Source organism: Proteus sp. CD3, assembly GCF_008808075.1.
Classification (GTDB): domain Bacteria; phylum Pseudomonadota; class Gammaproteobacteria; order Enterobacterales; family Enterobacteriaceae; genus Proteus; species Proteus appendicitidis.
Genome location: NZ_CP019686.1, coordinates 508,704 through 529,870, shown reverse-complemented (window position 1 = coordinate 529,870; position 21,167 = coordinate 508,704). Strand labels below are relative to the sequence as shown.

16 protein-coding genes and 1 other RNA gene are annotated in these 21,167 nt (G+C 38.4%); 5 read left to right on the top strand and 12 right to left on the bottom strand.

Annotation, left to right across the window (positions count from 1 at the left end):
* Positions 1-10 precede the first annotated feature (10 nt).
* The 3 genes from BTA34_RS02335 to BTA34_RS02325 all read left to right on the top strand — a co-directional run bounded on the left by BTA34_RS02335 (position 11) and on the right by BTA34_RS02325 (position 4,413).
* On the top strand, positions 11-3,160 hold the full coding sequence (locus tag BTA34_RS02335; protein WP_151434334.1) for an efflux RND transporter permease subunit: 3,150 nt from the start codon (positions 11-13) through the stop codon (positions 3,158-3,160).
* Positions 3,161-3,801: 641 nt separating this feature from the next.
* Entirely contained in the window at positions 3,802-4,164 is a 363-nt protein-coding gene (tomB, locus tag BTA34_RS02330) for an Hha toxicity modulator TomB (RefSeq protein WP_151434333.1), read from the top strand.
* Between the two features lie 45 nt (positions 4,165-4,209).
* Complete coding sequence (locus BTA34_RS02325) at positions 4,210-4,413, top strand: HHA domain-containing protein (RefSeq protein ID WP_006535062.1); 204 nt, start codon at positions 4,210-4,212, stop codon at positions 4,411-4,413.
* A 407-nt stretch (positions 4,414-4,820) separates the two neighbouring features.
* Here BTA34_RS02325 and ffs read toward each other — a convergent pair.
* Positions 4,821-4,917, bottom strand: an RNA gene (gene ffs / locus BTA34_RS02320) — signal recognition particle sRNA small type.
* Positions 4,918-5,240: 323 nt separating this feature from the next.
* On the opposite strand from ffs, the gene tesB reads away from it, so the two are divergent.
* Complete coding sequence (gene tesB, locus BTA34_RS02315; RefSeq protein WP_151434332.1) at positions 5,241-6,116, top strand: acyl-CoA thioesterase II; 876 nt, start codon at positions 5,241-5,243, stop codon at positions 6,114-6,116.
* A gap of 42 nt (positions 6,117-6,158) precedes the next feature.
* On the opposite strand, the gene amtB is transcribed toward tesB, so the two are convergent.
* The 5 genes from amtB to BTA34_RS02290 all read right to left on the bottom strand — a co-directional run bounded on the left by amtB (position 6,159) and on the right by BTA34_RS02290 (position 12,082).
* A complete protein-coding gene (amtB, locus tag BTA34_RS02310; protein WP_151434331.1) occupies positions 6,159-7,451 on the bottom strand; it encodes an ammonium transporter AmtB in 1,293 nt (430 codons plus the stop codon).
* A 12-nt stretch (positions 7,452-7,463) separates the two neighbouring features.
* Positions 7,464-7,802, bottom strand: coding sequence for a P-II family nitrogen regulator (glnK, locus tag BTA34_RS02305; protein WP_151434330.1), 339 nt, complete (start codon positions 7,800-7,802; stop codon positions 7,464-7,466).
* A gap of 243 nt (positions 7,803-8,045) precedes the next feature.
* Positions 8,046-9,833 (bottom strand): SmdB family multidrug efflux ABC transporter permease/ATP-binding protein, encoded by a 1,788-nt coding sequence (locus tag BTA34_RS02300; protein WP_151434329.1) that lies wholly within the window; start codon positions 9,831-9,833, stop codon positions 8,046-8,048.
* A complete protein-coding gene (locus tag BTA34_RS02295) occupies positions 9,820-11,565 on the bottom strand; it encodes a SmdA family multidrug ABC transporter permease/ATP-binding protein (RefSeq protein WP_151434328.1) in 1,746 nt (581 codons plus the stop codon). The genes BTA34_RS02300 and BTA34_RS02295 overlap by 14 nt, the downstream gene beginning before the upstream one ends.
* Positions 11,566-11,620: 55 nt before the next feature.
* Entirely contained in the window at positions 11,621-12,082 is a 462-nt protein-coding gene (locus BTA34_RS02290; RefSeq protein ID WP_036911686.1) for an Lrp/AsnC family transcriptional regulator, read from the bottom strand.
* Between the two features lie 158 nt (positions 12,083-12,240).
* Here BTA34_RS02290 and queC point away from each other — a divergent pair, with 158 nt between their 5' ends.
* Positions 12,241-12,939: a 7-cyano-7-deazaguanine synthase QueC gene (queC, locus tag BTA34_RS02285; RefSeq protein WP_100159254.1), complete on the top strand. Its 699-nt coding sequence runs from the start codon at positions 12,241-12,243 to the stop codon at positions 12,937-12,939.
* Between the two features lie 172 nt (positions 12,940-13,111).
* Here queC and BTA34_RS02280 read toward each other — a convergent pair whose 3' ends face one another.
* The 6 genes from BTA34_RS02280 to clpX all read right to left on the bottom strand — a co-directional run bounded on the left by BTA34_RS02280 (position 13,112) and on the right by clpX (position 21,164).
* Positions 13,112-13,516, bottom strand: a complete 405-nt coding sequence (locus BTA34_RS02280; RefSeq protein WP_099074223.1) for an acyl-CoA thioesterase — start codon at positions 13,514-13,516, stop codon at positions 13,112-13,114.
* 250 nt (positions 13,517-13,766) lie between these two features.
* A complete protein-coding gene (locus tag BTA34_RS02275; protein ID WP_265576157.1) occupies positions 13,767-14,138 on the bottom strand; it encodes a ComEA family DNA-binding protein in 372 nt (123 codons plus the stop codon).
* Between the two features lie 290 nt (positions 14,139-14,428).
* The gene (gene ppiD, locus BTA34_RS02270) at positions 14,429-16,306 is read right to left on the bottom strand and encodes a peptidylprolyl isomerase (protein ID WP_151434327.1); all 1,878 of its coding nucleotides are present in this window, start codon (positions 16,304-16,306) and stop codon (positions 14,429-14,431) included.
* A gap of 476 nt (positions 16,307-16,782) precedes the next feature.
* Positions 16,783-17,058, bottom strand: coding sequence for a nucleoid-associated protein HU-beta (gene hupB / locus BTA34_RS02265; RefSeq protein WP_151434326.1), 276 nt, complete (start codon positions 17,056-17,058; stop codon positions 16,783-16,785).
* A 214-nt stretch (positions 17,059-17,272) separates the two neighbouring features.
* Complete coding sequence (lon, locus tag BTA34_RS02260; protein ID WP_075671981.1) at positions 17,273-19,633, bottom strand: endopeptidase La; 2,361 nt, start codon at positions 19,631-19,633, stop codon at positions 17,273-17,275.
* A 259-nt stretch (positions 19,634-19,892) separates the two neighbouring features.
* Complete coding sequence (gene clpX / locus BTA34_RS02255) at positions 19,893-21,164, bottom strand: ATP-dependent protease ATP-binding subunit ClpX (protein WP_023580862.1); 1,272 nt, start codon at positions 21,162-21,164, stop codon at positions 19,893-19,895.
* Positions 21,165-21,167: the final 3 nt, after the last annotated feature.

Here is a 21,167-nt window from a genome sequence, read left to right as displayed (position 1 = left end):
TCGGTGATCCATGCCTAAGTTTTTTATAGATAGACCGATATTTGCGTGGGTAATTGCGATAATTACCATGCTCGCAGGTCTTCTGGCACTCATCAAACTGCCTGTCGCCCAGTATCCAACGATTGCACCGCCAGCGATTTCTATCTCTGCGGTTTATCCTGGTGCTGACGCCACCACTGTGCAGAACACCGTTACCCAAGTTATCGAACAGAATATGAATGGTATCGATAACATGGTGTATATGTCTGCGACCAGTGACTCAGCGGGTATGATGAATATCACTCTGACCTTTGAAGCAGGTACTGACCCTGATATCGCGCAAGTACAGGTGCAGAACAAACTGCAACTTGCCATGCCGTTATTACCTCAGGAAGTGCAACAACAAGGGATTAGTGTTGATAAATCCTCAAGTTCATTCTTGATGGTTGCAGGTTTCATCTCAAATGACGGTTCAATGTCGCAAGATGATATCGCAGACTATGTAGGTGCAACGATTAAAGACCCATTAAGCCGTGTTACCGGTGTGGGTGAAACCCAGTTATTTGGTACTCAATATGCGATGCGTATTTGGTTAGATCCCGATAAACTGGTGAAATACAACATGACAACACTTGATGTTATTGGTGCGATTAAAGCACAAAATAACCAAGTGGCAGCAGGTCAATTAGGGGGAACACCGCCTATTCCTGGTCAGCGTTTAAACGTATCAATCATTGCTCAAACTCGACTCAATACCGCAGAACAATTTGGCGATATTCTGATGAAGGTCAATACTGACGGTTCACAGGTTAAGTTAAAAGATCTCGGTGTAGTTGAAATGGGGGCTGAAAGCTACAGTACTATTGCTCGCTTTAATGGCTTACCCGCTTCTGGTATCGGTATTAAATTAGCAACAGGTGCTAACGCATTAGATACAGCAACCGCTGTACGTGCTGCATTGGCTGAAATGGAGCCGTTCTTCCCTGCGGGATTAGAGGTTGTTTATCCTTACGATACAACGCCATTCGTTAAGATCTCTATTTTCGAAGTGGTAAAAACGCTGGTTGAAGCAATCATGCTGGTATTCGTAGTTATGTATCTGTTCTTACAGAACTTCCGTGCTACGTTAATTCCAACAATTGCAGTGCCTGTTGTATTGTTAGGAACCTTCGCCATACTCTCGGCGTTTGGTTATTCGATAAATACCTTGACGATGTTCGCGATGGTACTTGCTATCGGGCTTCTGGTGGATGATGCCATCGTTGTGGTAGAAAACGTCGAACGTGTAATGCAAGAAGAAGGTTTATCGCCTAAAGAAGCAACACGTAAATCCATGGGACAAATCCAAAGTGCGCTGGTCGGTATCGCCTTAGTGCTTTCTGCGGTATTTATTCCAATGGCATTCTTTGGTGGTTCAACAGGTGCAATTTATCGCCAGTTCTCTATCACCATCGTATCAGCAATGGTTCTGTCTGTTTTCGTTGCATTGATTTTAACACCCGCACTTTGTGCAACGATGTTAAAACCTATACCGAAAGGCAGCCATGGTGTGCAAACAGGTTTCTTTGGTTGGTTTAACCGTACCTTTGAAAAAAGCAGCCACCACTATACTGACAGCGTATCCCGTACTCTTCGTGGTACTGGTCGTTACTTACTGATTTACGTTTTATTAGTCGCAGGTATGGCGTTAATGTTTATTCGCTTACCCGCATCGTTCTTACCTGAAGAAGACCAAGGGGTATTACTGACAATGGTTCAGTTGCCTGCTGGCTCTACACAAGAACAAACACAAGACGTATTAGAAAGAGTAAACGACTACTTCAATACCGATGAGAAAGAACTCGTTAAATCTGTCTTTACCGTAAGTGGCTTCGGCTTCGGTGGTCAAGGACAAAATATGGGTCTGGTTTTCGTTGTATTGAATGATTGGGATGAACGTAAAGCAGAAGAAGACAAAGTGCCTGCTATTGTAGGACGTGCCAACGTGGCATTATCCCAAATTAAGGAAGCCTTTGTTTACTCATTTAACATTCCAGCAATTGTTGAGTTAGGCTCTGCGGGTGGTTTCGAATTCGAGTTAGTGGATAAAGCTAACCTCGGTCACGATAAACTCATGGAAGCTCGAAATCAATTACTCGGAATGGCAGCGCAACAACCTCAAATGTTAATGGGTGTGCGTCCTAATGGTCAGGAAGATACGTCACAGTATCGTCTGTTTATCGACCTAGAAAAAGCACAAGCTCAAGGTGTTGCAATTAGTGATATCTATTCAACATTGGGTACGATGTTTGGTGGTAGCTATGTAAACGACTTTATCGACCGTGGTCGTGTTAAGAAAGTTTACGTTCAAGCTGAATCACAATTCCGTATGTTGCCACAAGATATTGGTAATCTTTATGTTCGTAACAATGTCGGTCAGATGGTTCCATTCTCATCGTTCATTGATACAAGTAAAGATCCTTGGTTATACGGCTCTCCTCGTTTAGAACGCTATAACGGTTTACCAGCAGTTCAAATTCAAGGTAGTGCAACACCGGGTCAAAGTAGTGGTGATGCAATGCTTATGATGGAAGATCTCGCGAGTAAACTACCAAGCGGTATCGGTTATGAATGGACAGGAATGTCATATCAAGAACGTTTATCGGGTAACCAAGCGCCTGCGCTGTATACCATTTCCTTGATAGTGGTATTCCTTTGTCTTGCTGCTCTTTATGAAAGCTGGTCAGTACCATTCTCCGTTATGTTAGTCGTTCCACTGGGTGTTATTGGTGCGCTTGCATTAACATCAATAAGAGGGCTTGAAAACGACGTTTACTTTAAGGTTGGGCTACTAACAACCATTGGGTTATCGGCGAAAAACGCAATCTTGATTGTTGAATTCGCCAAAGACTTGATGGAGAAAGAAGGTAAAGGACTCATAGAAGCAACGTTAGACTCTGTTAGAATGCGTCTACGTCCAATTCTAATGACTTCACTAGCCTTTATGTTAGGGGTTATTCCTCTAGTATTAAGTAATGGTGCGGGTTCTGGCGCTCAGAACTCAGTAGGTACAGGTGTATTCGGTGGTATGATTGCCGCAACCTCCCTTGCTATCTACTTTGTTCCTATTTTCTTCGTTGTGATCCGTAGACGATTTGCGAAGAAAAATGAAGATTTAGAGCATCCAAATCATTCTCACTAGTTTGAATGAATTTGAGTGATAATGCCAAAAAGGTCGCGAAAGCGACCTTTTTCTTTATCTATTGATGCACTGTTTTAAATGAAAACTTATCTCATTATATTATTTTTAGGAAATATCTCTTTAATCAATAAATTCATTTTATTTTTTTTCTTATATGTGACTTTTTGTCAAAATTAAGCTGTTCTGTTATTTATAAATAACAACGATAATTATGCCTCATTTACACGCTTAAACATTTGAAATATAATAAAAACAAATAAAATCATTATGTTAAGATAAAATCACTTTAATCGGGATTTATTAATTTTTACGAAAATAGACAAAATTCTGTTGTTCAGATAGTGACTTATGCAATAATAGTGCTATATTAAGCAAAGAAATACTTAATGTATAAATTTTAAACTCATTCATGTGCAATTGAATGTTTAGTATTGTCTTTCGATATGCTATTACTTTGTTAGAAATAATAAATATAATTATTAAACTCTTTTAGCATGCGAGTAAATATAAACGCTCATTTTCCAGTTTATGTTTTTTATTAATCCATTAATGAATTATGTGATGTATCTCGTTAATAAGCTCAACTTTAAGTATTTATCATTATTAATGAATATTTTCTATTAATTCAATTACGATATGTTATGGACGAATATTCACCAGAAAAAGTAGATTTAGCCGAATTGTCGTTTTTGTGCGAAGAGCTATTACAGCAAGCTTTAGGCTCCTTAGATAAAGGAAGCACAGTTTGGCACAACGATCTGAGTAGCACAAAAAGCGTTGACCTTAATGTTCTAATTGAACACATTATGGACTTTAGTTGGAAATTTAAGATTAAGCACCCAGATAAACATGTAATTAATACGCTTATAGAAGAGTACCTTGAAGAGACTTATCGTTTATTTGGTAATACATCAATTTCTTACTCAGATATCAATAATTGGAAAGAGTTAAACCAGTCACTTTTAACTCTCATTGCCAAAAACCCAACAAATTATATTAAATAATTTTAATTATCTTTAGTTTTATTTTAATAATAGAGAAAAGACAACATGACTAAGACAGACTATCTAATGCGTTTAAGAAAATGTACTTCAATCGAAACATTAGAACGTGTGATTGAAAAAAACAAATATGAGCTTTCTGATGATGAACTGGAGCTGTTTTATTCAGCAGCCGACCACCGTTTAGCAGAACTCACAATGAATAAGCTATATGATAAAATTCCAGCGTCTGTTTGGAAATTTGTAAGATAATCTAGTTCTATTTAATTACCTTAGTTTTATTTTTGCTATTTTTATTTTTTATAGTATTAGGGTTATTAGTTCTTAATTTAGATATCGTTTTATTCGCGTTTTCTTATCAGTAGAATGATTACACACCATCATGCCGTTGACTTATTACGGCATGACTGCACTGCTTTGCTCAAATATTCTTTCATTTATAAATATGACCGTAAATGTTCCAATAATAAATTGATACATTAAGCATACTATTTTTTATTCAATACGATTTTCTATTCGATACGATTGATTCTTAAACTCAAAGAAAACAGCGCTCAAAAAAACACGCGTGTAGAGTAAAACATAAGGGGAAACAAAAATCCTAGAAGATAATCATTATGAGAGATTAGATATTACGAAAGGCTAAAAATTGGGTGGGGCCTTGCCAGCGACATCCCGGCACACGCGACACCTGTCATGGCTGCTTCCTTCCGGACCTGACCGAGTTAACAAGTTAGCGTTGCGGGAGAACCAACAAGACCCCATAGATTGTCTTATTGCTAAGACGTCACGCATTATGTTTTAAACTGACCCAAATAGCAAGGAAAGCGAGCCTAAGTGATGATTAATTACCCAATTTTTCTCTCGCTGATTATTCAATTGCCTTTAACGCTCTTTTTGTCCCTCATAAATTCACCAGAAAGTATTCAATAAGTGGATAAATCATAATCTCATCAACGCTGTTTATTTATCATTAGATTGCTATCTAAGATAAAAAGGGAGATTATTTTTTTATCTTCTGAGGATTGTATATAATCAGCGTTATAAAAAATAACCAGATCTAATGATACAGGTACACTATGAGTCAAGCATTGAAAGATCTCATCAATTTGATGGCACTTGAAAAAATAGAAGAAGGTCTATTTAGAGGTCAAAGCGAAGATATAGGATTACCTCAAGTTTTTGGTGGGCAAGTTGTCGGACAAGCACTATACGCTGCAAAACAGACAATTGCTGATAACCGCTACATCAACTCATTTCATAGCTACTTTTTACGTCCTGGCGATAGCCGCAAGCCTATCGTTTATGATGTGGAATTTATCCGTGATGGCGGTTCATTTAGTACTCGTAGAGTCAGTGCTATTCAGCATGGTAAACCTATTTTTTATATGACCGTTTCTTTTCAAGAATTTGAAGAGGGCTTTGAACATCAAGATATAATGCCTGATGTTCCTTTTCCAAATGAACTTATCCCACAGCATGAAATTTTAAAGAAATTAGCACCTAAATTACCCGAACCGATTAGATCTTTAGCACTACGAGAAACACCTTTTGAAGCACGTCCAGTGCAATATTTTAGCCCTTTTGGCTACTCTAAAGCGCCCGCTGAACGCTATGTTTGGTATCGTAGTCGTGGTGAAATGCCATCAGATCCTTTCTTGCATCAATACTTGCTTGGTTATGTTTCTGATTTTGATTTTTTACCAACCGCTCTCCAACCTTATGGCTTAGGCTTTATGGATACAAGTTTGCAGGTCGCTACGATTGACCATTCTATGTGGTTTCATCGTCCATTCCGTGTGGATGATTGGTTACTTTATGTGATTGAAAGCCCTTCAGCGTCAGGCGGTAGAGGATTTGTTAGAGGTAAATTCTTTAATACAAATGGCCAACTAGTCGCATCTTCTGTTCAAGAAGGGGTTATTCGCCAAAAACGGACTAAACATTCAAAATAATATTTTGGCATATTCCCCCCTCAAACGAGGGGGAATAGACAATTATTGTTGATAAGCTCTTTCACCATGCGTGGTTAAATCTAATCCATCATGCTCTTCCTCTTCTGAAACACGTAAACCAACCAGTTTATCTGCGATTTTAAAGCTTATATAAGCGACAACACCAGACCAAATCACTGTGATCACAACACTTATTAATTGAATTAAAACTTGTTTACTAAGTGTCATACCATCGCTGTATCCCACGCCTCCTAAAAATGAAGCCGTAAATACCCCTGTTAATAAGCAACCTGCGATACCACAAGTACCGTGAATGCCGAAAACATCACAAACATCATCCGCTTTTAACCAACGTTTTAAAACAACAACGCCCCAAAGCCCGATGATCCCTCCTACTACACCGATAAATAAAGCACCCATCACTCCGACTGTGCCAGCAGCAGGTGTAATTGCCACTAATCCTGCAATACAACCTGAACAACTGCCTAGCATGGAAGGTTTTCCTCTGGTGAGCCATTCTGATGCAGTCCAAGAAAGCACCGCTCCTGCAGTTGCAATTACTGTATTTAGAAATGCTAAAGCTGCGATCGCATTTGCACTGCCAGCAGAGCCTGCATTAAAGCCAAACCAACCAATATAGAGCACTGCTGTACCTGTAAAGACCATCGGCAAATTATGAGGTTTAAGCGCGGTATGTTGACTATCACGTCGCTTACCAAGTAAGTAAGCACCAACAAGAGCTGCAATAGCTGCATTAATATGTACGACGGTTCCCCCAGCAAAATCTAATGCACCATCATCGATTAACCAACCACCTTCTCCCCATACCATATGCGCAATCGGGATATAAGAAAATGTGAACCAAATAACGGTGAAAATAAGCAATGCAGAAAAACGAACTCGCTCACCTAATGCACCAACAATTAATGCAACGGTTATCACTGCAAAAGAGCCTTGAAAAGCAATATGTATATATTGATTAATTGAACCAGAGAGTGAATCTAGTGATACGTTATTCAAAAAAGTAAGTGACCACCCACCCCACATTTTATTACCCGCGGTAAATGCCAAACTATAGCCAAATGTAACCCAAAGAATAACAACCACACTGAAAATCATCATCACTTGCGTGATCAAAGAAAGTACGTTTTTTCCTCTCAATAACCCGCCATAAAACAGGGCGATACCGGGTATCGTCATAAAAAAGACCAAAGCAGTACATATCAACATAAAACCGTTGTCAGCTTTATCAACCGTCACTGTTTCAGTCGCAAATACGGATGAAGAAAAGTGTGTAAGCACTAACATTAATAGCAAAGAAAGTAAGCGTTTCATCGAATATCTCCTTTAAAGTGCTTCATCACCAGACTCACCGGTACGAATACGGACAGCCTGCAATAATTCAAAAACAAAAATTTTTCCATCTCCTACCTTCCCTGTATCAGTCGCTTGCATAATCACTTGCATAACTGGCTCCAGTTGATCATCGCAAATAGCTAGCTCTATTTTTACTTTGGGGAGAAAATTAACCTCGTATTCTGCGCCTCTATACAACTCCGCATGACCTTTTTGTCGCCCATATCCCTTTACTTCACTGATTGTCATTCCCTTTATACCTAACTCAGAAAGCGACTCTCGTACTTCTTCTAATTTAAATGGCTTAATAATGGCGATGATATATTTCATATAAACCTCGTCGATATTTAAAAGAACCAAGCCCATATAGAAAAGCAAAAGGCATGCCATTATTTAATGCATTGATATTTAAATAAAAATAAAATTATTGAAATAGTAAAAATGAAAAGGCTCACCGAGTTGGTGCAAAAATACGATGGCTATTTTGATAAAAGCGAGATAATAGGGAAGTAAAAAAGGCGCATACATAAAGATGATGCGCCCTCTAGAATTATATTTTTTTATTTAAGGTGATTATTCTACTTCAACAGGGACTTGTTCTTGTAAAGATTCTCTGACTTGCTGTAATTGATACATATTATAATATCGACCTTTTTGTGAAAGTAACTTAGCATGATCACCCTGTTCGACAATTGCACCACGATGAAGCACCACAATTTCATTGGCCTCAATAATAGTAGAAAGTCGATGAGCAATAACAATCAGTGTTGTTTTTTCCCTAACTACTTTTAGCGCCTTCTGTATGGCTTGTTCTGTTCCTGAGTCAATATTTGCTGTTGCCTCGTCCAAAATAAGAATACGAGGAGGTATTAATAATACACGCGCCAATGCAAGTAGCTGTTTTTGCCCTGCGGATAAGCGACTACCTTGCTCACCGAGTTCTGTTTGTAGCCCTTCAGGTAAGGCTTTAACCCATTGATCAAGTTGCACCGTTTCTAATACCTGCCATAAATGTGATTCATCACATTTACGCCCTAACGTAATATTGTCATACAGTGAACCCGATAATAAAACGGGATCTTGCTGCACCATCGCAATACCACTGCGTAGTGCTGTATGAGAATACGATCCTAATGGTTGCTTATCTAAAGAGATACTTCCTTTTTGCCAAGGATAATTCCCCATTAATAAGCTGGCTAAAGTACTCTTGCCACTTCCTGTGTGCCCAACAAATGCGATAAAATGACGAGCAGGAATAGTTAAATTGATATCTTTTAATACCCATTGCTCATCGCGATACGCAAACCAAAGAGAGTTAACATCGATATTACCTTGAGTGATGGAATGTGATGATGAACCGTAGTGTTGTAAAGGTGCATCCATCAGTTCAAAAACACGCTCACCAGAGACAACCGCCTGTTGCAAAATTGATTGCTGTGATGTCAATGTGATCAAGGGTTCATTTAATCGACCTAGATAACTAATAAACGCATAAATAACCCCAACACCAATAACTGCACTGCCTTGATACCCAAATAGCATTAATAAGCCACACAGAACCAACGCAGAGAGCATACTTAATAAAGGACGTAATAATAGACCATCCAGTTTTAACGCTTTCATACGTGCTTGGTAATGTTGCCAACTGTCATCTGATATTCTTTCACCAAATCGAGCTTGTTGCCTAAATTGCTGAATAACTGACATGCCATTGATAACTTCGTGGAAACCATCATTAATATTGGCAAGAAAATGACGTACATTACGTACAATCGGTGTGCTCAATCGCTGATAAAGCATCATCACACCTATCACCGCAGGAAATATCATCATTGCAACAAGCGCCATTTGCCATTCCAATAAGAACATCGCTATCAGCATAACAACCACTAAAGCAATTGCTCGAAATAGTGTCGGTAACACGTTCACGAACAAATCTTTAATCGTCTCGGTATCATTTGTTACACGAGAAATTAACTGTCCCACGGGCTGATTATCAAAAGCACTTAATGGCTGTTTTAGAGCCGCACTCATTACATCAGTACGTAATTGTTGTACAACCCCAACAGCAGCATGATTAAACACAATTGCCTGATAATAGTGAAGTGTCGCGGCAATCACCTGCAAAAGAATAAAAGCCAACGCGAGACCTAAGGATGACATTAATTCCACATTATTCGTGGCAACTTTTGCATCAATAAAATAGCCAACAATTAATGGTCCCCCCACTTCTGCAACGGCAGCAACCCACAACATAATGACACCCCATGTCATGGGTTTGCGATAGGTTTTACCATAAGTCAAAAGGCGCTTTAATGCAGGTAATAGCGCTTTAACGGATTTATTTTTATTCATCGTCATCCAGCGCGGCCTCTAATTGCTGATAATGGTACATATCTTGATACCAACCTGGTATTGAAATTAACTGCTGATGTGTACCTTGCTCTATAATCTCACCTTGTTTCAAAACTAAGATATTCGTAGCACCAACCAATGCAGATAAGCGATGAGCGCTGATAATTAAGGTTCTATCTTTTCGCCATTGTGACAAGTTTTGCAGGATTTGATATTCTGTTTGTCCATCAACTGCAGATAATGCGTCATCTAATAATAGAATTTCGGCATCCAGTAATAGCGCTCGGGCAATAGAAATACGCTGTTTTTGTCCACCAGATAACATCACACCTTTTTCACCTACCTGTGTTTGATACCCTTGCGGTAAGCGCAAAATATCCTCGTGAATATTTGCCAGTTTCGCAACAGACTCTATTTCTTCTTTTGTCGCATCAGGACGACCTAAAGCAATATTTCCCGCGATGGTATCGGAAAATAGGAAGGGAGTTTGGTTAACAACAGCCAATCGCGCTCGCCATTCATCAAGTTTCAATTGATAAATAGGAACTGATTGAAAACAAATTTCACCTTCGGTGATATCGTAAAGTCGTTGAATAGCACTAAGTAATGTACTTTTACCACTGCCAGTCACACCACAAATACCTAGCATTTCACCGGGTGATAATGTGAAATGAACGTTTTTCAGTGTTTGTGTCGTTTGTTCGGGATATTGGAAATGTTTGATATCAACGGATAATACTCCTCGACCTGGCTTTGGTGATAACTCACCATCAACCATATCGAGTTTTTCATCCAATAAACTATTAATGCGACTATAAGCAGCACTGCCACGCTCAACAATATTAAACATCCATGCTAAAGCCAGCATTGGCCAGATCATTTGCCCCAAATACATCACAAAACTGGTTAATTCACCCAATGTCATTCTGCCATTAATTACAAAATAGCTGCCACCAGCAACAGCGAGTAAATTAGCAAAACCAATAGCCATAAAAATAGTAGGATCAAATAGCGCATCAATTCTTGCAACACGCATATTTTGTCGTCCAGTTTCTTTTGCCACATCATCAAAACGGGAGGCATGTTGTTGCTCTAGCCCGAATGATTTGATCATACGAATACTACTCAAGCTTTCTTGTGCTTGATTATTAAGTGAAGAGAAAAGTGCCTGTGCCGTTTTAAAGCGACTATGTAATTTATCACCATATCGCTTAATCAAAATTGCCATGATTGGCATAGGTAGTAATGAAATCAGTGTCAGTTCCCAACTTAACTGAATGCTCATCATGACAAGTACAGCAAGCCCCATAACCATAGAATCCACTAAGGTAAGTACACCTTCGCCTGCGGCAAAAACCACTTTATCAACATCGTTGGTGGTACGTGCAATTAAATCGCCTGTGCGATAACGATGATAAAAAGAGGAAGATTGTTGATTAAGTTGTTGGTAAATTTGCATCCGCAGTTTTACTGCTAATTGATAAGATGCGCCAAATAACCAAAGACGCCAAAAATAACGCAAAAGATAAACCGCGAGGGCTATTAATACCATCACGCCAATCCAATTCATCACTTGGCTAAACGTCAGACTATGGTTATCGACACCATCCACAATGATCCCAACAATCTTTGGAGGGATCACCTGTAATACTGCGATAACCATCAATAAGAAAATGGCACCTACATAACGACGCCATTCATTGAGAAAATACCAACTGAGCTGTGAAAATAGAGCCACGCCTTAAATCCTAAGGTTATACAAAAATAAAAGTGCCAGTTGGTAAAGATGAACCTTATTCAGGTATCGGCATTGCCGTTGTGTATTTAATTTTTTCCATTGCGAAGTTAGAAGTCACATCAATAAGACCCGGTACGCCATTAACCATACGCTTATAAAATAGGTCGTAACTTTTCATGTCTACTACTTCAACATGCATTAGATAATCACACTCACCCGCCATTCGATAGAATGTCAGTACTTCTGGCATTTGCTTAACAAATGAAACAAACTGTTCGTACCATTCGCTATTATGCTGCTGTGTTCTAATCATAACAATAACTGTTAGACCTAGCCCGATTTTTTCACTATCAAGCAACGCAACGCGTTTACGAATATACCCTTCATCCTCTAATCTTTTCAATCGTTTCCAGCAAGGTGTTGAGGTTAGGTTAACAGCCTCAGCCAAAGTATTCAGTGAGAGGCTTGAATCTTCCTGTAACAGCGCTAATAGTTTACGGTCAATCTTATCTAACATAGATACTCCTTCAAAATATGCCCCTACAAAAAATAATGATAACCTGCCCCTTACTATAAGAGTAATCATCTAATGATAAATCGGTAATAAATTGCCATAATATATGTACTTTTATGCGTACTAATCCCTATAGAAATTCAATATTCAGGAGTATTCTGATGAAAAAAACGGTCGTTGTCTTTAGTGGTGGACAAGATTCGACAACCTGCCTTATTCAAGCGTTGGAAAAGTACGATGAAGTACATTGCATTACATTTAATTATGGGCAACGCCATAAAGAAGAAATTGAGGTAGCACAAAAAGTTAGTCAATTACTGGGCGCAACAGCGCATAAAGTTTTAGATGTAAGTTTACTCAACGAACTCGCCATCAGTAGCTTAACTCGCGACAATATTCCTGTTCCTGATTTCAAAGAAAGTGAAGAAAGTGATATTCCTAGTACCTTCGTACCAGGTAGAAATATCCTTTTCCTCACTTTGGCTGCAATTTACGCTTATCAAATTGGCGCTGAGAGTGTCATCACGGGTGTTTGTGAGACAGATTTTTCTGGTTACCCAGATTGTCGAGATGAATTTGTAAAAGCACTCAATCATGCTGTCAGCCTAGGTATTGCTCGTGATATCAAATTTATCACGCCATTAATGTGGCTAGATAAAGCCGAAACGTGGGCTTTAGCTGATTACTATAAAAAGTTAGATTTCGTTCGTCATGAAACTTTAACTTGCTATAACGGTATTCAGGGGGATGGCTGTGGTGAATGCGCGGCTTGTCATTTAAGACAACGAGGATTAAACACCTACTTAGCCGATAAAACACCTATTATGCAGACCATGAAACAGAAAGTGGGTCTTAAATAATCATCAGAATTACCTGATTAATTATCACTGCTACCTGCCATTCTATTCGTTTATGTTTTCATTTATGCATTCACTTATGCAGTGATAATTTATTAAACATTATCACTGCATTAAATCATCTTAGATTAGCCTGAAGTGTTTAATAAGAGATCTCTAATACTCTCTTTGTGTATTAGGATGATTGGCGTACATATTCAAGCTTCTCTCTTAACTGCTCTGTTAATGTCAGTGCTTTTTTGGTATTGATATCAACAAGAACAAAAGTAATTAATGCATCAGAGATAAGTGCGCCATCTTTTTTTCTCACAATCTTTTGAGAAAGCACGCCACTTTTAATTCCCACTTCAGCAACATCACAATCAATTAGTAGCTCATCACCTAAACTTGCAGGTAAGCGATAATTAATATTGATATTAGCAACCACTAATGCCAAACCATTGCGCTTAAACCAATCAAAATCTAAATGTTGCTCAATCCAGTCCCATCGAGCTTGCTCTAAAAACTCAAGGTAACGTGCATTATTCACATGTTCAAAAACATCTAAATGAAAACCATAAACTTTAATTAATGTACTCATATCAATTTATTACCTCTTGATTATTCTAATAAACTTTTTATAAATTTTTTATGCGATACCATAAATATAGCCAAGAAAATAAATTTAGTAATTTTTGATATAGTTTTATCTCGTTTTCTTTTAACAAAGCAAACGCTAAGAAAACGTGTTTCTCTTATCAAAATACAAACCAAGAGAAACACGGAGATTTTCAATCAATATTCACGTTTCTGCTATCACTTATACTCAATATCGTATAAGAATGAACACCTTAATTAATAACAATAAAATCACGATTTTGATCAACTAACTTCATACCAATTCCAAAAACTTTTTCAAGTTCATCGATAGAGGTAAAACGCCCTAACTGCTCGCGATAATCAATAATGGCTTGTGCTTTCGCTTTTCCGATCCCTTTTAATCCCATTAATTCATCTACTGTTGCCGTATTTAAATTAACTTTACCTTCTGTACTGGCTTTATTTTCTTTAGCATCACGAACAACAGATGAGTGAGTTTCAATAGAAACCGTTGGGGTTGAAGCGGGTGTTTCTTCTGCATAAGAGAAAGGAGAAAGCCCTAATCCCAAGGCAAGACAGATAGAAGCCATAAAACCTGACAACATTTTTTTATCCATTTTCATAATCATCATTTCCTTTTATTCAATAATTTTAAATTCAATAACAAACAGAGATTTCTGAATGCAGAAAAAGAGTGCCAATATACTGATAAATCGGCAATTGTATAAAAAGAAAACTACGAGAAACTAGGAAAAATAAAAATGAACAAAAGAAGCATTACAAAAAATTATCGTGCTGGCTCTCAAATATGAATTTTTTTAAGCGGTAACCTTATTTGTTTAAATAACCAAGAATAGTAGTCATAAAAAACCCAGCTTGATGCTGGGTTTTCAATTTAATAACTCAAATTCGATTATTGATAGTCTTTATCAAAAATTTCAATTTTAGCGTTATCTTTTAGGTCGCGTAACATGAGTTGTAACGCTTCTTCGCCCATCTGAGCGCGATAGAGATTAGTCATAAACTCTAGTTGTTCAGATGTTGGCTTACCATCTGTTACGCTATCCAATTGAATAAGAACGACTTTAGTGCCTGGCACATTAGTCATACCATACTCTTTTTTGCCTTCAGCGGGTTTTGGCATAGAGAAAATCGCGGTTTGTACTACATCTGTTGCGGATGAGTGAACAATGCTTTCTTCACTACCAAACGAAATATTAGCGGCTTTCAGTGCGTCTTCGCCTTTGCCTTCTTTCAAGGCGGCTAAAAGTTTTTGGGCTTCTGCATTCATTGCTTGTGATGCTTTTTGCTGTTTAACCAGCATAACAACTTGATCACGTACTTTGTCTAATGGTTGGGTTGCTGAAGGCTTATAACCTTCTACACGCACGATAAATGCACTGTCATTACCTAACGTCACCATGTCTGAATTCATGCCTGTTGGGCCATTTTCATCCACTAATGAACCACCAAAAATTAACTGGGTGAGTTTTTCATTATTTAATGGTGCAGGAACCGTATTTTCATCAAACCAATCAGTATTAACCACAGTCACGTTACCTGCTTTTGCAGCAGGCACGAGTGTGTCGTTGTCATTAGATGCAGCTTGGCTCACTTTTTGTTGTAATGCGAAGAAATCATCAATCGCTTTATTTTCACGCATTTTTGCCAGTAAATCTGTTTTCACTTCATCAAATGGTTTTACAACAGATTGTTTGACATCATCAAGGCGGAAAATTGCGTAGCCATTGCTGATTTTAACAGGCTCAGAGATTTGACCTTTTTCTGTCAAACTTGCATTAGCCAGCTCTGGTAACTCTTGTCCGATAGTTATCCAACCTAAAGAACCATTTTGTTTTTTAGAGAAGCTATCAATAGATTTTTCTTTCACTAACGAAACAAAATCAGCGCCTTTTTTCAGCTCATCTTCTGCCGCTTTAGCCGCTGCTTCATCAGCTAATACTAAGATGCTGTACTGTTTCTGTCCTGCTGCCGTGAATTCATCAATATTACTATCGTAGTAAGCCTTCGCTTCTTCATCAGTAATGTTGATATTATTAAAATCTTTTTGAGCATTTAATTGGATGTAGCTAATTTTAAATTGCTCTGGCGCGATGAACATTTGGTTATTTTGCTCATAGAACGCTTTCACTTCTTCATCAGATGCCGTTTCTTTTTCAAGGAATGGCTGAATGTCTAATGATGCTAAACGTACATTACGGCTTTGTAGCATTAATCCCGCAAATTCTTTAACTTCGCTATCTAAGGCAAAATCTGTACCTTGGATAGAAAATTTTAATTGCTGATTAATAAGGTTTTGACGAATACCTTCTGCAAAAGCATCTGCATCAATATTATTGCCTTTCAATAAATCGACATATTTTTTATTGTCAAATTTGCCGTCAGTTTGAAAGTAAGGAAGTGCAAAAATAGCATCTCTGATTTGCTGATCACCGGCTGAAATACCCAGATTTTGTGCAAATTGATCAAGTAAGGCTTGGTTGATCAGTAAATCAAGCGCTTGTTGGCGAATAAGTTTCTGACCTTCTTCTGATGAAGCAAGAGCAGCAAAATTTTCACCCATATCTTGTTGTAATTGAGCGCGACGTTGCTGATAAGTTTGCTCTAATTGAGAACGGCTAATTTTATATCCGTTAACTTCAGCAGCATCATTAACGCCTGAACTAAAGAGGTATCCGCCCACACCGGTTAGGACGAAGGAGAGGATGATCACAGCTAATAATATCTTTATAAATGGATTATTAGCAGTGGAACGAATGTTGTCCATCATAACGAGACGAGGCTCCGTTTGGTGAAATAAAAATTATTTTTATGGGTGTTACACGACTATTTTGAGCACAGCGAAAAGATAATATGCCCATGCTGGCTTAATATCAAAATGTCGCGACACGCGACAATCATTAAAAACAGCCAGTCCCGTATTAATGCGCAGTCTTAACACGCACTTTCTATAACTAAGAAAAAACTAAACAGCATTATTTGATTCATTGATTACGATAACCATTTAACTCACCACTGAATCATTCATTGTTGTCTATTTCAGTTATAGAACAACGCGTCATTCTATCAAATGACTACTTCAGTTTCACGTCTTATCGCCAGAGAATACAAGGTTTAATCGTGATTTATAACCTAAAAAAGAAAAGCGCATCTCAAAAAGATGCGCTTCATTTTTTTAATTGAGTCGTTTTCTGTTTACCCATAACGTTAAGCTAATAACAAATTGGCAGAAAATAAGTTCAACTATTATTGATTAACTGCGTCTTTTAAGCCTTTACCAGCACGGAATGCAGGAACTTTTGCAGCTTCAATTTGAATTTCTTTACCTGTTTGTGGGTTACGACCTGTACGAGCTGCACGATCACGTACAGTGAAAGTACCGAAACCTACTAATGCTACATCATCACCTTTTTGTAAAGATTCAGTGATAGAAGCAACCAGAGCATCTACAACACGACCTGCTGCCGCTTTTGAGATATCTGCATTTGCAGCAATTTTATCGACCAGTTGAGTTTTATTCACGCTTTCATCCCCATAATTTTATGCGTTATTTTTCACCATTAATGGCAAATTTTGCAAACGTCGTTATATCAAGCCTTTTTAGATATAGCAAGACCGATAAAACAGCATTTTTAATTAAAATCGCCATTAAATTAGCGACACAAAAAAAGGCTGGCAAGCTTTTATTACTTATCCAGCCTTTTTTTTAGCTATTATTTATGACTAATATCACTCTTTAGTGTGATTTATCAGTCACAACTTCCATGCCAAACGGTGAGTTTTGCAGGGCTAACGATAAAACTTCCTCAATTGTTTTCACCGGGTGAATATCCAGATCAGCAACAATATTTTCAGGAATTTCTTCTAAATCACGTTTATTTTCATCTGGGATAAGAACTGTCTTAATTCCACCACGATGTGCAGCAAGTAACTTTTCTTTCAGTCCGCCAATTGGCAATACTTGTCCGCGTAACGTAATTTCGCCCGTCATTGCAACATCAGAACGCACAGGATTACCTGTTAGGCTTGATACCAATGCAGTACACATTGCGATACCTGCACTTGGACCATCTTTTGGTGTTGCGCCTTCAGGAACGTGTACGTGCATATCACGTTTCTCATAGAAATCGCCATTAATACCAAGTTTATCAGCACGAGCACGAACGACAGTCATTGCCGCTTGAATAGACTCTTGCATCACTTCACCTAAAGAGCCAGTGAATGTTAGCTTGCCTTTACCCGGTACACTAGCTGTTTCAATAGTCAGTAGATCACCACCGACTTCTGTCCATGCAAGCCCTGTTACCATTCCTACTCGGTTTTCTGTATCAGCACGACCGTAGTCAACTTTACGAACACCTAAGTAGTCTTTGAGATTATCTTCGTTAATCTCAATATGTTTGATTGTGCTATCCATTAGCAGTTGTTTTACTGCTTTACGGCATAATTTAGAAATTTCACGTTCTAAACTACGTACACCCGCTTCACGCGTGTAATAACGAATAATGCCCATAATTGCGCTGTCATGAATTGTCAGCTCACTTGGTTTTAACGCATTACGTTCAATCTGTTTTGGTAACAAATGTTGCTTAGCAATATTCAGTTTTTCGTCTTCGGTATAACCTGATAAACGAATCACTTCCATACGATCTAACAACGGTGCCGGTATATTCATGGAGTTAGATGTCGCCACAAACATAACATCAGACAGATCGTAATCGACTTCCAGATAATGGTCGTTAAATGCGATATTTTGTTCTGGATCTAACACCTCTAACAGTGCAGAAGCCGGATCGCCTCGCATGTCTGATGACATTTTATCAATTTCATCTAACAGGAAAAGTGGGTTTTTAACGCCAACTTTTGCCATTTTCTGAATTAATTTACCTGGCATAGAACCGATGTAAGTACGACGGTGACCGCGAATTTCAGCTTCATCACGTACACCACCTAACGCCATACGAACATATTTACGGCCTGTTGCTTTAGCAATAGATTGACCCAGTGAGGTTTTACCGACACCTGGAGGTCCTACCAAGCACAGGATTGGCCCTTTAATTTTGCTAACTCGAGACTGTACCGCGAGATATTCAAGGATACGCTCTTTAACACGCTCTAAACCGTAATGGTCAGTATCAAGGACTTCTTGTGCTTTCACTAAGTCTTTTTTAACTTTGCTACGGCTATTCCAAGGAACTTGAACCATCCAATCAATATAGCTACGTACAACCGTGGCTTCTGCAGACATTGGCGACATCATTTTTAATTTCTGAAGTTCCGCTTCTGTCTTTTCTTTTGCCTCTTTTGGCATTTTAGCAGCGTCGATTTTACGTTTCAGCGATTCCATTTCATCAGGTGCATCATCCATCTCACCTAATTCTTTTTGAATAGCTTTCATTTGCTCATTGAGATAATACTCACGCTGACTCTTTTCCATCTGCTTTTTAACGCGGTTACGAATACGTTTTTCAACTTGTAGCAGATCGATTTCTGATTCCATCATCGCCATTAAATATTCAAGGCGTTCTGTGACATCAGACATTTCAAGTACAGCTTGCTTATCTTTTAATTTCAGCGGCATATGAGAAGCAATGGTATCTGCTAATTTCGCTGATTCTTCGATAGCATGTAATGAGGTTAATACCTCTGGCGGAATTTTTTTATTCAGTTTGATATAACCTTCAAACTGATTAATCGTTGTACGATTTAAGACTTCCTGTTCGCGCTCATCAACAGCAGGCGTTTCAAGGTATTCTGCTTTCGCCTGAAAGTATTCACCATTGTCAGATAACGTCGTAATTTTGGCACGACGAATACCTTCAACAAGGACTTTCACTGTTCCATCAGGCAGTTTTAGCATCTGTAAAACAGACGCAACTGTACCAACAGAAAAAAGATCATTAACACCTGGTTCGTCAGTAGATGCATCTTTCTGCGCAACCAGCATAATTTGTTTGTTGTCGTTCATCGCAGCTTCTAAGCAATGAATAGATTTTTCACGACCAACGAACAACGGGATCACCATATGCGGATATACAACGACATCACGTAATGGCAATACAGGTATTTCAATACGTTCTGGACGCTCAGGATTCATAGAGCTCTCTCTTCGTTTTTAGCTTAACGCTTTTACAGGTAATTTTATTCGCATGTCACCAAATAAAATTAATTCCACGGATTGTCAAAATATATAAGGGCACTTTTCTGACATTCAATAGCCTTACCCATTAAAAAAACAAAATGAGGGAAAATTCCCTCATTTTTATTGCGTTGGCGCGCCTTATCTTAAATTTTCCTCTTATTTTGAGAGAAAACCAGATAATGTCAGACAAGAGACATTGCCAAATTACGATGCATTATTCACCAGACGCTTGGTTTTCTAGCTGACTATAAATAATCAGTGGCTCAGATTTTCCATTAATAACGCCTTCATCAATGACCACTTTTTCTGCATTTTCAAATGAAGGAAGGTCATACATCGTATCAAGTAATGCGGCTTCAACAATCGAACGTAAACCACGCGCACCCGTTTTACGTACCATGGCTTTTTTCGCAATCGCAGTCAGCGCTTCCTTACGGAATTCTAAATCCACACCTTCTAATTTAAATAATGCCTGATATTGCTTAGTCAGTGCATTCTTAGGTTCTTGTAAGATTTGGATTAACGCTTCTTCGTTTAATTCGCCGAGTGTTGCAACAACAGGTAAACGACCAATAAATTCAGGGATAAGACCAAATTTAATCAGATCCTCTGGCTCTACTTGAGCTAATAATTCACCTTCGCTAGCTTTCTCTTTTTGGCTTTTAACTTCTGCACCAAAACCGATACCTGAATGCGTATTTAAACGTTGTGCAACAACTTTATCTAGCCCTGCAAATGCACCACCACAAATAAAGAGAATTTTAGAAGTATCAACTTGTAAAAACTCTTGTTGTGGGTGCTTACGTCCGCCTTGTGGTGGAACAGAAGCCACTGTGCCTTCAACTAATTTCAATAATGCTTGCTGTACACCTTCACCAGACACATCACGAGTGATTGATGGGTTTTCAGATTTACGGGTGATCTTGTCAATTTCATCAATATAAACAATACCACGTTGTGCCTTTTGCACATCGTAATCGCATTTTTGTAGCAGTTTTTGAATGATGTTTTCAACATCTTCACCCACATAACCCGCTTCTGTCAGCGTTGTGGCATCTGCCATAGTAAAAGGAACATCAAGGTAGCGTGCTAATGTTTCTGCTAATAACGTTTTACCGCTACCAGTAGGACCAATCAGCAAAATATTACTTTTCCCTAGCTCTACACCATTGGCTTTATCGCCATTACGCAGACGTTTATAGTGGTTATAAACGGCAACAGCCAAAACTTTTTTAGCCAATTCCTGACCGATAACATAGTCATCAAGGTGCTTACGGATTTCATGTGGCGTTGGCAATTCACTGCGTTCATGATGAGGTGCCAGTTCTTTTATTTCTTCACGAATGATATCAACACAAAGATCGACACATTCATCACAGATATAAACCGACGGACCAGCGATCAATTTTTTTACTTCATGCTGGCTTTTACCGCAGAAAGAGCAATACAGAAGCTTCCCTGAGCTATCTTTGCGCTTATCTGTCATCAG